This is a genomic window from Sphingomonas sp. CCH9-E2 (assembly GCF_001557215.1).
Taxonomy (GTDB): Bacteria; Pseudomonadota; Alphaproteobacteria; order Sphingomonadales; family Sphingomonadaceae; genus Sphingomonas.
The window spans coordinates 1-14,056 of record NZ_LSJM01000439.1 but is presented as its reverse complement, the minus strand read 5'-3'; the positions used below and the strand labels follow the sequence as shown (position 1 = coordinate 14,056).

Sequence of the window (14,056 nt, the reverse complement as noted above, 5' to 3'; positions counted from 1 at the left end):
CGGCAGGGTCGAACAGGCGGCCGCAAGCGGCAGCATGGCAAGGCCGAGCGAAGGCAGGCGAAAGCCCATGGGGATACTCCTTTACACACAAAAAAGGCGCGCGGACGGGGGAATCCGTCCGCGCGCCGTATTCAAGCGACCGGTTAGAAGTTGAAGCCGGTCGAGACCTTCACCGTGCGCGGCGGCCCGTCGATGCCATAGTTGTTCGGATCGCGCAGACCGGTGGTCGAGTTGAACCCGTTATAGTTGCGGTCGTTCATCAGGTTGATGATGTCGATGCGGAACCACACGCGGGTGTTGTCATTGATGAAGCCGAGCTTGAACTCCTTCGTCGCCGACAGGTCGAGCTGACGGAAGCCCCACTTGTCGCCATTGCCCGCGGCTTCGATCGCGACGATGTCCTTGGTCCCCGGCACGCCCACGCCCGGCGTGGTCACGAAGCGCTTGAGCCAGACCGGCGACGCGATCTGGAACTTGGTCGCCAGCGTGATGCCATACGGAATGTCGACCGTGCCCGCCATCACGAAGCGATGGCTGCGCACGCCCGCCGACGGACGGAACGGATATTCGTCGATGCTGGAGTAGTCGAGCGAGAAGACTTCACCGAACTGACGGTTCTCGTTCGCCTTGGTGTAGGTGTAGGTCGCGTCGATGCTCCACGGCGACGCCGCAGTGTAGCGCTTGATCAGCTTGGCGAACACGGTGTCGGCGTTGGTCTCAAGCCCGTTGTCACCGATGATGATCGACCCGAACGGCGACGGCGGGAAACCGAACGGCGAGTCCGGAGCGCCGGTCGCCGGGAAGAACAGGCCGCCCGGACGACGGTTGCCGAGCAGATAGACGAACCCGTCGCGGCTCTCGACGTGCGAATAGCCGATTTCGGCATTGAGCAGCCCGAAATCGCCGCGCAGGCCCAGGCTGTACTGGTCCGAATAAGGCGTCTTCAGGTCGTTCTTGATGAAGCGCAGCTCACGCCCCGCACCCGCCGGCAGCCCGGCGATCAGCGCCGCGCGACCCGCTTCGGTCTGATAGACCGGGTTGTAGGGGATGCAGGTCGCGCTCGGCGTGCAGACGTTCACCGTATCGCCCGGGACGATGAAGTTGAACGTGCGGCCCGCCGCCGACCCCTGCGCCAACTCCTGCTGGATGAAGTCGAACTGGGTGCGGTCATAGGACCGGCCGAAACCGCCGAAGATCGCGAAACGACCCGCTTCGTCGATCTTGTAGTTGAAGCCGAAGCGCGGCTGGAACGCGCCGGTGAACGCCTTCCGCTCCTTGCCGGTCGAGATGTAGTCGTTGATGTTGTAGTTCGCGCCAACCAGGTTCGGGTAATTGGCCGGCTGGACCGCCGCGACCTGAGCCGCCGAGTGGACATAGTTCAGGAACGCCGGGGTCTCTTCATAATCCCAGCGCAGGCCCAGATTGACCGTCAGGCGGTCGGTAACGTCCCAGTCGTCCTGGATATACAGGCCGAGCTGGAAGTTCTTCGAACGCAGCTGCGCATCGGTGAAGCCACCGGCCAGCGCCTGGAAGCTCATCTGATACGGCGTGGTCGTGTTCAGCGTGGTCGACCCAAGCGGGGTGAAGTAGCGGAACACCGGATTGAAGCCGTTGAGCTGCAGCGAGTTGAGCGTGACCCACTTCGCCTTCACGCCCGCCTTGAACGTGTGGCCTTCAAGTCCGGTATAGGTGAAGTCGTTGGAGATCTGCCAACCCTTCTGCCCCTTGTCCTGGAAGTTGGTGCCGCCGCCGGTTTCCAGGACGTTACCGTCCAGGAACTGCGCCGGGTTGGCCGGGTTGGGGATGCGGATGCGATAGACGTTGCGGTTGGCCTGCGTCGCGGGACGCGGGTTCCACGTCACGTCTTCATACGCGACCTTGAAATCGTTGATCCAGCCTTCGCCCGTATGCTCCCAGCGGCCGAGGCCACGGATTTCCTTCACGCGGGCCAGCGTGCGGGTTTCATAGGCGGCGATGCCGCTGTTGAACTGCTCGCCGGTCTCGTCGCGATACTTGCCCGAAAACTCGAACAGGTCGCTGTCGGTCGGCGTGAAGGTGAGCTTGCCGAAATAGAGGTTCTCGTTGAACTCTTCGTTGTACTCACCGTAGTTGCCGGCCAGCGACGCGGGCAGCAGCGACTGACCCGAGCTCAGCGTCGACGGGAAGGTCACAGTCCGCGGGGTCAGACGACGCTTGCCTTCGTAGCTGGCGAAGAAGTGCAGCATGTCCTTGATGATCGGACCGCCGAGCGTGCCGCCGAACTGCAGATCCCGGGTACGGATCTTGCCGGTCGCGCCGGGGCGGAGGATTTCGTTCGGGGTCGGATCGCGCAGGTCCTGGTTGGTGAAGTCGACAAAGCCCGAACCCTCGAACTGGTTCGTGCCCGACTTGGTCACCGCGGTGATCGCGACCGAGCTGACCTGGTCGAACTCGGCCTTGTAGTTGGAGCTGATCACGCGATACTCGGCGATTGCCGACTGCGGGAACGGGTTGCCCTGCGTCGAATCCTGCCCGGTGATGCCGTTCTTGAGGACATAGTCCTTCTGGCCGACGCCATCGATGAAGATGTTGACGGTGTTGGAGTTCTGCGCACCGCCCTGCAGGCGCGACTGGTCGCTGCCATTGGTGATGAACTGAACGCCCGGCGCGAGATCGGCAAAGGCCAGGAAGTTGCGATTGTTCTGCGGCAGCTGCTCGATCAGGCGCTGGCTGACCGTCGTGCCGACTTCGCCGCCCTGCATCGAACGGATGCGGCCGCCGGTGATGATGATCTCGTCGCCGCCATCGGCCGACGCAACCTGCGGTGCCGACAGGTCGAAATCGAACACGGCGTTCTGCGCGACTGCAAGCCGGAACTCGTCGGTACGACGCACGCCGCTGGGGGTCGTGACCTCAAGCCGGTAGGTGCCGGGCGGGAGCGATGCGAACTGGTAGCCGCCGTCAGCGGTCGGCGTGACGGTGCGGGTAAAGCCGGTATCGACATTGACGACGGTCACCTGGCTGACACCGCCCTCTGCCGTCACCTTGCCGCGCAGCGACGAGGAAACCTGAGCCTGCGCCGGGACCGCGAGGCCGATGGCCAGCACCGTGCCCGCGCTCGACCATGCGAGTGCAGCAGCGGCAGCGCGCAGGCGCGAACCGCGAATAAGTCCGTTAGTTGCGGAATGTGAAGCCTTCACAGCATCCCCCCTGGAGGTTTGACAACGTTTACCCTGAACAACCGTGAGCGCATGACGCGCGACTCGGCGGCCCGCCTATTATGTTCTTTGCCCGCAAACTGTAACCGGTTTCATGACAGCTGTATAGAAAAAGTTCCGGCGCGCATTTTGGGTATGACCCGTCCTGCCATAGGCGGTGCGCGTCAGAGTCTGACCGTGGTTCGATCGCCGCACCTGCCGCATACAACCGGTGTGCGGAGACGCATTTTTCCCCTCCTGAACTCGACGGGGCGCCCGGCCAGTCCGCGGCGCCCCGATTTTTTTAGGGCAAGTTCCGGAGCCGATGGGGAACGCGGCGTTAACCCTTTTACCTCGCCTTAACCCGCACCGCGTACGCGGGGTGCACGTGAAAGAGGGGACTTTGCCTTGCGCATTCTGATCGTGGACGATGAAGCCGGGATGCACGAATCCTACCGCCAGTGCTTCAAGGGCAGCGGCGTGGGCGCAGCTCAGGGAGCCGCGCTCGACGCGATGGCCGCTGAACTGTTCGGCGATGACGACGCAGCGATCGCGCCCGCGCAGGAATTTCCCGAATTCGAAACGGTCCACTGCATGCAGGGGCTGGACGGCGTCGAGGCGGTGGCTCAGGCAAAGGCCAGCGGGAACCCGTTCCCGGTCGCCTTCATCGACATCCGCATGCCGCCGGGCATCGATGGCAAGGAAACCGCCAAGCGCATTCGCGCGATCGATCCTGACATCAACATCGTGGTCGTCACCGGCTATTCCGATTTCTCCCCGCTGGAAATCAGCCGCGCCGCCGGTCCGGCCGACAAGATCTTCTACATCGCCAAGCCGTTCCAGGTGGAAGAGGTCGTCCAGACCGCAACCGCGCTCGGTAAGCGTTGGGAAGTCGATCAGCAGCTCGCCCGCGCCATGGCGCTGCTTGAGGAGCAGAAGGCCGAACTCGCCGCGAACGAGAGCAAGGCAAGCCACCTCGCCAATCATGACAGCCTGACCGACGCGCCCAACCGGCTCGCCTTCATGCGCGCGCTGACCGATCATGTGCGCGGCCCTGATACTTTCGCGATGGCGATGATGGACCTCGACCGGTTCAAGCTGGTCAACGATACCTTCGGCCACCTCGCCGGGGACGAGCTGATCCGCATGGTCTGCACGACGATCGAGGGCGCGGTGCCGCCGGGCGGCTTCGTCGCGCGGCTGGGTGGCGACGAGTTTGCGGTGCTGATGAAGGTGGCGGGCGAGGGCGATGCGATCGCGGCGGTCGAACGGCTGCTGCACGCCTGCTCGAAGACCTTCACCGTGTTTGGCCATTCGGTGCAGGGATCGGCCTCGGCCGGCCTGGTCATCGTCGAACCGGGCATGAAGCATGATCCGATCGACGTGATGCGTCGCGCCGACCTGTCGCTCAACGAAAGCAAGCGCGCCGGCCGCGGCGTGGTGCGCGTGTTCGATGAGAGCATGGACGAATCGATCCGCTTCCGCCGCCAGATCGAGGGCGGTCTGTCGCAGGCCATCGCCAATGGCGAACTACGCCTCGTCTATCAGCCGATCGTCGCGCGCGACCGGCTGGAGATCGTCGCGTTCGAAGCATTGCTGCGCTGGAACAGCCCCGAATATGGCCCGATCTCGCCCGGCATGTTCATCCCGATCGCCGAGGAATCGAACCTGATCCACGAGCTGGGCGACTGGGTGCTCGATGAATCGCTCAAGATGCTGCAGCAATGGCCGGGGCAATATGTCTCGGTCAATTTCTCGCCGCGCCAGTTCCGCCGCCAGAATTTCGTCGGCCATGTCGTCGAACGCGTCCAGCGCGCCGGGATCGAGCCGCGCCGCGTGCAGATCGAAATCACCGAAACCGCGATCTTCGACAATGCCGAGCGCGCCGCCGACACGCTGTATCGCCTGCGCCAGATGGGCTTCCGCATCGCGCTCGACGATTTCGGCACCGGCTATTCGTCGCTCTATAACATCCGGAAATTCGCGCTCGATTGCCTCAAGATCGACCGCAGCTTCATCGACGGCATGGGCCGCGAGCGGGAAAGCGCCGCGATCGTCCACTCGATTATCCATCTCGGCCGCGCGTTGGGGCTCGAGGTCGTGGCCGAGGGCGTCGAGACCGAAGCGCATCTCGCGGCATTGCGGGTCGCCGGGTGCAGCCATGTCCAAGGCTATTATCTCGCCCGCCCGCTCGAGGCCGATGTCGCGATCCGCGCCGCGCATGAACGCTTCATGGGCGACGAGGAGCCCGCTCCGGCACCGGCCACCGGCACCCACGGGTGACGTCGCCGCCACCCATGTTCGACCGCATCAGATCCCGCATTCCACGTTCACTCGGGGCCAAGCTCGTCGCGATCCTGACCGGGGTCGCGCTGCTTGGCGCCGCCAGCATCACGCTGCTGCTCGCGCTCGTCATCACCCCCAGCTTCGACCGGCTCGAGGCGCAGGCGATCGACGGCCATGTCGAACGCACCCGCGCCGCGCTGACCGAATATGCCTCGAAGGTCGAGGCGTCGGTGCGCGACTATGGCGACTGGAACGAGAGCTACGACTATATGGGCGCGCCCAACCGCGCGTTCGAGGAGGACAGCTTCGCCACCTCCGCGATGGTCAACCTCGGCGTCAACGGCATGGCCTATGTCCGCCCGGACGGCGGCATCGTCATCGCGCGTTGGCTCGACCTGGAGACCGGCAAGGATTCGCCGCAGATGCGCGCGCGCCTGCTCGCCGAAATCCGTCGCATCGATTTCCGCCGCGCGCTGGCCAAGGATAACAGCGCCAGTTTCTATGCCCGCCTCGGCGACCGGATCGCTGCGATCGGCATCGCCCAGGTGCGGCGCACCGATGGGAGCGGCGAACCGCGCGGCCATGTCGTGATGGCGCGCATGATCACCTCCGAACGGCTCAGCAACCTGCTCCAGCTGCGCGCCGGCATTGCACTGGATGCGCCCGTGTCCGCGCCGCGCCTCGACCTGGGCGAGCGTAACATCGCGGTTGCCGTGCCGGTGCCGGGGGAGGGCGGGGACAGCATCGCCAGCGCCACCTTCCGCGTGCCGCGCGACCTGTCCCGGTTGGGCCGCAACATGCTTCAACTCGCCGTCGTCGGCACCACTGCGCTGATGCTGCTGGTGATGGCGGTGCTCAGCGTGATGATCGGTCGGCTGGTGCTGCGCCCGCTCAACCGCGTCGAACAGCATATGGGCGTGGTGCGCGGGTCGGGGAACCTCGTGCCGCTCACCGAAGCCCCGCGCCGCGACGAGATCGGCAGCCTGGTCGACAGCTTCAACGCGATGCTGGTCCAGCTCAAGGATCTGCGCGAACAGGTCGAGGCGCAATCCTTCAAGCTCGGCCAGTCCGAAAGCGCCGTCGCGGTGATGCACAATGTCCGCAACGCGCTGAACCCGATCAGCACCGTGCTGAGCCAGGGGCTCGGCGAGGCGCCCGCCACCGATCGCGCCTTGCTCGACCGCGCGCTGAGCGAACTGGCGGACGACGCGATCCCGCCCGCGCGCCGCCAGAAACTCGTCGCCTTCGTCGCCGCCGCGCTCTCCAGCGAGGCGCAGGCGCGCGACGCACGCAAGGAACAGCTCGGCATCGGTCGCGACGCGCTGCACAATGTCCTCGAAATCATCGGGCGGCAACAGGAACAGGCGCATGAACGCCCGCCGCTCGAAACCTGCGACGTCACCGACATCGTCGCGCGCAACGCCACGATCGCGCGCTATTCGGGTGCCAGCTCGATCGCCTTCCACTTTCCTGCGACCCCACACTGGGTCATGGCCAACCGCGTGCTACTCAGCCAGGTGATCGGCAACCTCTTCTCCAATGCGGCCGAGGCGATCGCCGCGACCGGGCGGGACGGGGGCAGCATCGCCGTGTCGATCCGCGAACTCGGCGACCGCACGGAAATCCGCATCACCGACGATGGCGAGGGCTTCGACCCGGCCAACGCGCCGCAGTTGTTCCAGCGTGGCTATTCGACCCGCGTCAACAAGTCGGGCGGGCTGGGCCTGCACTGGTGCGCCAACACGATGGTCGCGATGGGCGGCAGCCTGACATTGCAGAGCGAAGGCATCGGCATCGGCGCCAGCGCGGTACTCGAACTCGCCGCATCGGATCTGGTGCGGGAGGATGTCGCGGCCTGAAGGGCCAAGGGCTGGCCAGCCGTTGGTCCATCCACTATCCCGCGAACATGCTCCTTCGACTGACGCTCGCTGCCCTGCTTCTCGCCATGCCCCCGGCGCTGGCATGCAGTGTCGCGCCGCCCTATCGCGTGCCGAATACACAGCAACTGGCGCAGGCCGCCGACTTGATCGTGCTGGCGCGGGTAGAGGGCGCAACCAGAAAGGGTCCGGAGTCCACCGCCATTCTCAAGCCGACCGTGTTGCTCAAGGGCACGGCGCTCCCTTTCCGGCTGACGCTTGAGGGCTGGATGCAGGGCACGGTGATCGAGAACTACACACTGCCTGCACCGACCCGGAGCAATCCGGCCGAACTGGTCCAGCCCAATGCTGACGCGTTGATGGGCGGTTGCACACGCTACATCTTCGCGCCCGGAATGACGCTTCTGGTCTTCTACCAGCGCGATAAGGGCCAGTGGCGCTTCATGAACTACCCGTTTGCGCGCGTGTCGGAAGACGTTCCCTCCGCCAGCAGTCGCTGGGTACGCGCGGTTCGGGAACATATCGCCATTGCCCGCCTTCCCGCTGCCGCGCGCCGCCGGGCGATGCGCAAGCGGGCGGACGAACTGGCGCGCGGCAATGTCGACGAGCGGGCAATCGCAGCCGACATGCGTCGGCTACTGGCAACCAAGGGTGCGCTGGACCCGATCGCGCGGTCGCGTTAACCCGCCCGCCGCACCGGCAGCACCGCGTCCTTGCGCCGCAAATAGGGCGCGACGAGGTTGCGGGCGCGGAAGAACTCCTGCCGATCGGGGCTCAGCGTATCGAAATTGCCGATCACGCGGCGGCACTCAGGCGATCGGCACTGGCAGATCATGTGCCAGTTGGATTGTGCCAGTGTGGTCGAATAATCCCAGCTGATCTCCTCGCCCGACACGATGTCGCGCAGCGCGACGAGGATCACTCCGTCGTCGGTGAAGCGCAGCCCGGCATTGGGGTCGCAGCTATGGTTGACCAGATCGTCGAGCTGCCCCGACGGACCCATATAATGATCCGGCGTCACCTGCACGAAGCGGTCGTCGCTGCCCCGCATCAGGCTGGGGATGTCGTCGACATGAAAGCGGCGGCCGGTGAAGCGCATCAACTCCGCCCCTTCGGCAAAGCGGCAGGTGGCATAGACCGCCTTGCCCAGATGGTTCTCGCCGACCGTGAACAGGTTGCGCGGATGGCGATAGCGGTCGAGCACCACCAGCCCGCCGCGCGCCCAGCCGAACGAACGCAGCGGGTTGATCGTCGCCAGCCCGATCATGAACCAGATGCTGGCGTGGCAGGCGAGCTCGACGAAGATATAGGCGAATTCGTCCGCCCCCGATCCGCCCGCGCGCGCTGCAACCAGCAGGGTGGCGAGGTCGCCCATCGTCCAAAGCCCCCAGGCGGGCGAGCGCTCGGCCCCGCGATCCTTCCACACGCTGACCCAGGTCGGCCAGAAGCTGACCGGGACTGCGGCGACAACCAGCATATGTGCCCAATAGGCTTCGCGGAACGCCACCCAGATCAGCAGCGCGGTCAGGCACGCGGCCATGCAGAAAGCTTCGATCGTCGTCGGCGGCGCCCAGTTCGATCCGCGCCACAGGCAGGCGGTGACGATCAGGCAGCAGATGGCGGACAGGATGAATACCCAGCCCTGCGGTGAACCCGGGTTGACGGCGGCATAGGTCAGCGCTTCGGCAGCGGCCGACGCGCTCCAGATCAGCCAGGAGGCGCGGTTGGGGCGCACGGTCGCGCGACGCAGGCCCAGCAGATACGCGCCATAGGCGGCAAAGCTGAAGCTCATCGCGATCAAAAACCAGACATCGCCCGCCATGAAACCCCCTTGCGAAGCGATTCATTTACCGTGTTCCGACTCGCACGTCAAAGCGCGACTCGCGCTGACTCCACGAGTCGCGGTGATTCGCGCTTGCGTGGCCGTTACTCGGCAGCGGGGGAGTCAAGCGGCGGCGGCTGTGGATTTGTCGCATGGCGACACATCGCCCGCAGGGGGGCAAAAAAGTTTCGTATCCAGAATGGATCAGAAAAATAAAGGCCGCAATCCCAATCGGATGGCGGCCAATATTTAGGAAATCAGCCCGGGCAGGTCGAGGGTGAAGGACCATCCATCACGCCGCCGGCCCGGGCCGGAAAAGGGTTACCAGGGGCGCAGAGTCTCGCCGCCGGTGTCCCGGAAAAAGAGTGCAAACATGTGTTTTCTCCCATTGTGCGCACGAAACGCACCCATTTTGGTTATCTGAAAATTCATCCTGAATCAATTGTTAGGGAGTATGGGGAAACTACCTAAATCGGTGATCGCGCCGCAGCGGCTTCCTTAAAACTTCCTTCAGCACTGGATGTTAGGCCGGACGGCATGTCTGACCGTTTCGACCCCGCCGGTTTCCACGGTTCGCCTTTCGGGGCGGGGCGTATCGCCATGCATGACGGTGCCGAGGGCGAGAGCGACGCGCCCGACCTCCAATCCGGGACGGCGGTTGCGCGCGGCGCGGGCGGCCCTGCCTGTACCCGCTGGCGCGTGCTGGCCTTGTGCGAGATTGCCAATTTCCAGTCGCTGCGCCGCCATCTCGGGCGACCGCGCGCCGACACATTGGTCCATGACCTTGCCGATCGCATGGGCGACCTCGAACCCGGCGTGCGCAGCGTGACCGCCGGCCGGTCGCTGATCGAACTTAGCTTCGAAGCGGAAAGCCCGATTGCAGCGCGGGCGTTGATCGAACGCCTGGCAGCCTGCTTCGCGCGTTCGGTCGATCTCGACGGCGAGCGCCATCTGATCCAGCTCGTCTGGGGGATTGCCGTCGCGCCGTTCGGCGATGACGATGAGGTGCGGCTGACCGAAGGCGCCGAAGCGGCGCTTGAACAGGCGCGCACCGATGCCGGCATCGTCTCGATCGATCTGTCGCAGAGCCACGCTGCATTCGACGGCGCAGCGCTTGTTCGCGAATTGCCGCGCGCGATCGCTGCGGGTCAGCTGTTCCTGCAATATCAGCCCAAGGTGAATGTCCGCCGCGAAGCCGTCACCGGGGCGGAGGCGCTGGTGCGCTGGCACCATCCGGTGCGCGGCCTGATCCTGCCTGGCGAGTTCATCAACGCGGCCGAGGATGGCGGGGAAATAGTCGGACTGACGCTGTGGACGCTGCGCCAGGTGATTGCGGACCAGCAGGTAATGCTGGCGCACGGCCATGACATGCCGGTGTTCATCAACATCTCGGGCGTGCTGCTGGCCGACGAGGCATTCGTCGAAGAGGCATGCCGCATCGTCAGCGAGTCCGGGGCCAAGGTCGGCTTCGAAATCACCGAGACCGCGGTGATCCGCGACCCGGACAGTGCGATCCGCCATCTGCAACGCTTTGCCGCGATCGGCATCCCGCTGGCGATTGACGATTATGGTGCGGGCCTGTCCTCGCTGGCCTATCTCAAACAGCTTCCGGCGACCGAGCTCAAGATCGACAAGATGTTCGTGATGCAGCTGACCAGCAGCAATCGCGATCCGCTGATCGTTCGTTCGACCATCGATCTCGCGCATGCGCTGGAGATGGAAGTCACGGCCGAGGGCGTCGAAACGCCTGCCGCATTGGCACTGCTCAGCGTGATGGGCTGCGATATGGTCCAGGGCTATCTGATCAGCCGCCCGATCGCGCTCGACGCGTTCGTCCGCTATCTCGATGAAGAGGGCTTCAAATCGGTCGCAACCCTGCGCCCGAGCTTCGGGCGCACCGAGAATTTCTGGCGCAAGAGCGGGTAATGTCGAGGGGTCTTGCCCTCCTTCTCTGTTGGCTCGCACTGGCGTTCGCCGCCCCCGTCGCCGCGCAGCAGCGTGCGACGGAAGCGATGATCGAAAGCGCCAAGAGCGCGATGGTCAGCGACCCCCAAGCGGCACTCGCTGCTGCCGAGCAGGCGCAGCGCCATGCAGTTGCGATCCCCGAACTGGGCCCGCGTGCCACAGCCGAAGCAACCGCCTTGTGGTTGCAGAGCGAGGCGCTGATCCGCATCCGGAAGCCCGACGCCGCCGCCCCGCGTATCGCGCGCGCCCTGCGCCTGATCAGCGCGGACCAGGCTCCGACGAAACTGCGCGGCGATCTGCTGGTCGCGCGCGCGGGGGTGCAGGAAGCGCGGATGCGGTACGCCGAAGCGCTCGCCTCGCTTCAGGAAGCACACAATATCTTCGCCAAATTGGGCGAAAAGCGCAGCCAGTCGATTGCGCTGCAGCTGATCGGGACGCTTTATAACAGCGCTCAGGATCTGCGCAGCGCCGACAAGTATTTCAAACAGGCGGCCGAAATCTATACCGGAGATCCGCGGCTGCAGATGTTCCTGCTGAACAATCGCGGCGCCGTGCTGCTTCAGCTCGACGAGCCGCGCCAGGCCGAGGCGGAATATCGCAAGGCGCTGGCGGTGGCACAGGCCGAGAAATCGACCAACCTGCTGCCCAATATTCTCGTCAATATCGCGCGCGCGCTGCTCGATCAGAAACGCTATCGCGAGGCCGATGCCGCACTGGCGGAGGCGACCGGCATCATCCAGCGCGACCCGGCGCATCAGGGCGAAACCCGCCTGCTCGCGGTTGCCGCCGAATCCGCGCGGCTACAAGGCAAGAGCGCTTTGGCACGCACGCTGATCGAGCGAGCATTCGACGGCATCGATCTGGCCGACACGACCTATGCGATGCGCGACGCGCATTTCACCGCCTATTCGATCTATCGTGCGCTCGATCGCGATGGCGATGCGCTGGCGCATCTCGAACGGCTGCGCGCGCTGAACGAAGAGGCGTTCGAACTCGCCACATCGACCAGCACCGCACTGATGGCGGCCCGGTTCGATTATGCGAACCAGGAACTGCGCATCGCTAATTTCAAGGCGGAAGAATTGCGGCGCGAGGCCGAGTTCCAGCGCACCTTGTTCATCGGCCTTGGCGGCGCATCGGTGCTGATCGTCACGCTGCTCAGCATTGGCCTGTTCACGATCCGTCGCAGCCGCAACCAGGTGCGTGAAGCCAATGCAGTCCTCGAAAACACCAATGTCGCGCTCGAAAAGGCGCTCAAAGCCAAGACTGAGTTCCTCGCGACGACCAGCCACGAAATCCGCACCCCGCTCAACGGCATCCTCGGCATGACCCAGATCATGCTGCGCGACGCCTCGGTCCCGGCCGAGACGCGCGACCGCATCAACATTGTCCATGGCGCTGGGATGACGATGCGCGCGCTGGTCGACGACATCCTCGACGTGGCGAAGATGGAGACGGGCAATCTCACGGTCGAGCTCACCGCAACCGATCTGCACACGATGCTGCGCGACGTGACCCGGATGTGGGAGGAACAGGCGCGCGGCAAGGGGCTTAACTTCACGCTCAGCTATGCCGACACGCCGCGCTGGATCGAAACCGACCCCGGCCGCTTGCGCCAGATCGTGTTCAACCTGTTGTCCAATGCGGTCAAGTTTACCGAGCACGGAACGCTGTCGGTCGCCGTCACGGCGGCGGGCGATCGGCTGCGGCTCGCCGTCAGCGATACGGGCATCGGCATCCCTGCAGACAAGCTCGACGAAGTGTTCGAATCCTTCAAGCAGGTCGATGCCGGGACGACGCGCCAGTTCGGCGGCACTGGCCTTGGTCTGGCGATCGTCCGCAACCTGTCGCACGCGCTGGATGGCAGCGTGACCGTAGCCAGCGTGGTGGGGGAGGGATCGACCTTCACCGTCGATCTCCCGCTGCGCTTGGCCGAAGCGCCCGATTCGGCGGCCCAGGCGCCGAAGGACGGCGAACATCTGGTCGTGCTCGACCGCAACCCGATCGTGCGCGGCATGCTGCGCACCTTGCTCACCCCGCATTTCGCGACGGTGCAATTTGCCGCAGCGCTGGACGAAGCCGTGACGCTCGCCGCAAATGTCGCGCCCGTGCTGATCCTGGCGGATGAGGCGACATTGGCGGCTGACGAGGGCGATCCGGTTGAAAAGCTTAAGGAAGTTGCCGCCGCCGCACCGGTCGGAGCGCGCGTTGCGGCGCTGTGGAGCACGCCCGCGCCAGACGTCGAGCAGCGGTTGCTTGAAACCGGTGTCGACCAAATCATCGTTAAGCCCGTGAAAGGACCCGCGCTGGTCGCGGCATTGACGGCAGGGCGCGACGAAATTTGTGCGACATCCCGTCGCACGACGCTTGTATCGCAAGCGGCTTAGGTGGATAGCACGCCTATGATTTCCCCGGTCCAGACCGCCGCCGCCCATGGGATGCTCGTGCAATGAACATCCTCTTCATCGAGGACGATCCGATGAATCGCCGCGTGGTGCGCGACATGCTCAATGTCGCCGGCGCCACGATGGCCGAAGCCGAGCACGCGCAGGCGGGCCTCAACATGATCGAGGCCGGGGATTATGACGTGATCCTGGTCGATCTGCGTATGCCGGGCATGGACGGGATCGAGGCGATCGAACGCATCCGCGCGCGCGGCGACGCCAAGGCCGAACTGCCCGTCATCGTGGTGACGGCAGACACCGCTGTCGATCTGCGCGAACGCTGCCTCGCCGCGGGCGCGGACGAAGTGCTGTTCAAGCCGGTGGCGATGGACGCGCTGTTCGACACGATCGGCCGCGTGCTCGCCCTGCGCAGCGGCGACGATATGATCCTGTGACCTTTAATTCCTCCCCTGCACAGCAGGGGAGGGGGACCGCCGCCGCAGGCGGTGGTGGAGGGGCCGCCCCGTAGGGGGCGGAATTTTGTCG

The 14,056-nt window shown here is 64.9% G+C and carries 8 protein-coding genes; 6 read left to right on the top strand and 2 right to left on the bottom strand.

Features of this window, described 5'->3' with window-relative positions; translation table 11 throughout:
- Positions 1-143: 143 nt before the first annotated feature.
- Positions 144-3,179 carry a TonB-dependent receptor domain-containing protein gene (locus AX681_RS19555; protein ID WP_082738063.1) on the bottom strand — a complete coding sequence of 1,012 codons (3,036 nt, stop codon included), beginning with the start codon at positions 3,177-3,179 and terminating at the stop codon, positions 144-146.
- A gap of 405 nt (positions 3,180-3,584) precedes the next feature.
- Here AX681_RS19555 and AX681_RS19550 point away from each other — a divergent pair, with 405 nt between their 5' ends.
- The 3 genes from AX681_RS19550 to AX681_RS19540 are packed head-to-tail and all read left to right on the top strand — an operon-like array spanning position 3,585 to position 8,022.
- Positions 3,585-5,459: an EAL domain-containing protein gene (locus AX681_RS19550; RefSeq protein ID WP_066662710.1), complete on the top strand. Its 1,875-nt coding sequence runs from the start codon at positions 3,585-3,587 to the stop codon at positions 5,457-5,459.
- A 14-nt stretch (positions 5,460-5,473) separates the two neighbouring features.
- A complete protein-coding gene (locus AX681_RS19545) occupies positions 5,474-7,321 on the top strand; it encodes a sensor histidine kinase (RefSeq protein WP_066662708.1) in 1,848 nt (615 codons plus the stop codon).
- 47 nt (positions 7,322-7,368) lie between these two features.
- Complete coding sequence (locus AX681_RS19540) at positions 7,369-8,022, top strand: hypothetical protein (protein WP_066662699.1); 654 nt, start codon at positions 7,369-7,371, stop codon at positions 8,020-8,022.
- Here the strand turns inward: AX681_RS19540 and AX681_RS19535 are convergent.
- Entirely contained in the window at positions 8,019-9,161 is a 1,143-nt protein-coding gene (locus tag AX681_RS19535) for an SET domain-containing protein (protein ID WP_066682659.1), read from the bottom strand. The two genes, AX681_RS19540 and AX681_RS19535, sit on opposite strands and share 4 nt — an antisense overlap.
- A 537-nt stretch (positions 9,162-9,698) precedes the next feature.
- Between AX681_RS19535 and AX681_RS19530 the strand changes: the two genes are divergently transcribed.
- From AX681_RS19530 to AX681_RS19520, 3 genes are all read left to right on the top strand, one after another.
- Positions 9,699-11,087, top strand: coding sequence for an EAL domain-containing protein (locus AX681_RS19530; protein WP_231733803.1), 1,389 nt, complete (start codon positions 9,699-9,701; stop codon positions 11,085-11,087).
- On the top strand, positions 11,087-13,513 hold the full coding sequence (locus AX681_RS19525; protein WP_082738067.1) for an ATP-binding response regulator: 2,427 nt from the start codon (positions 11,087-11,089) through the stop codon (positions 13,511-13,513). The genes AX681_RS19530 and AX681_RS19525 overlap by 1 nt, the downstream gene beginning before the upstream one ends.
- 62 nt (positions 13,514-13,575) lie before the next feature.
- Positions 13,576-13,965, top strand: a complete 390-nt coding sequence (locus AX681_RS19520; RefSeq protein WP_066662842.1) for a response regulator — start codon at positions 13,576-13,578, stop codon at positions 13,963-13,965.
- The last annotated feature ends 91 nt before the right edge of the window (positions 13,966-14,056 follow it).